Source organism: Streptosporangium carneum (assembly GCF_027922005.1).
Classification (GTDB): domain Bacteria; phylum Actinomycetota; class Actinomycetes; order Streptosporangiales; family Streptosporangiaceae; genus Streptosporangium; species Streptosporangium carneum.
Window position 1 is genome coordinate 1 of sequence record NZ_BSEV01000110.1, and the last position, 606, is coordinate 606.

The 606-nt window shown below is 65.5% G+C and carries 1 protein-coding gene; it reads right to left on the reverse strand.

Annotated elements, in window-relative coordinates; translation table 11 throughout:
- A partial coding sequence (locus PKF00_RS44935; protein ID WP_271223760.1) for a TldD/PmbA family protein occupies nucleotides 1-455 on the reverse strand: 455 nt, incomplete at its 3' end.
- Nucleotides 456-606: the final 151 nt, after the last annotated feature.

The window sequence follows — 606 nt, forward strand, 5'->3', positions numbered from 1 at the left end:
GCCTCGGTGCACTGGAAGACGAACTTGCCGGAGGTGATGTCGACCTGGCCGCCGCCGAAATTCACGGCATAGATGCCGTCTTTCAGGCTTTCCAGCATTTCCTCGCGCTTGTGATTGCCGGCCAGCATGTAGGTGTTCGTCATGCGCGGCATGGGCGGATGGGCATAGGATTGCCGGCGGCCATTGCCGGTCGGCTTGTGGCCCATAAGGCGGGCATTCATGCGGTCCTGCATGTAGCCGGTCAGGATACCGTCCTCGATCAGCACGGTGCGCTCGGTCGGCGTGCCTTCATCGTCGATGGTCAGCGAGCCGCGCCGCTTCTCCATCGTACCGTCATCAATCACGGTGACGCCTTTAGCGGCGACCTGCTGGCTCATGCGTCCCGCAAATGCGGATGTGCCCTTGCGGTTGAAGTCGCCTTCCAGGCCATGGCCGACGGCCTCGTGCAGCAGCACGGCCGGCCAGCCTGGACCCAGAACCACGTCGAACACGCCGGCCGGCGCATCGACGGCGTCCAGATTGACCCGGGCGATACGCAGTGCCTCGTCCGCCAGCGGCTACCAGGCGCCCGGCGCAATCCAGCGGTCGAACTCGGCGCGACCGCCG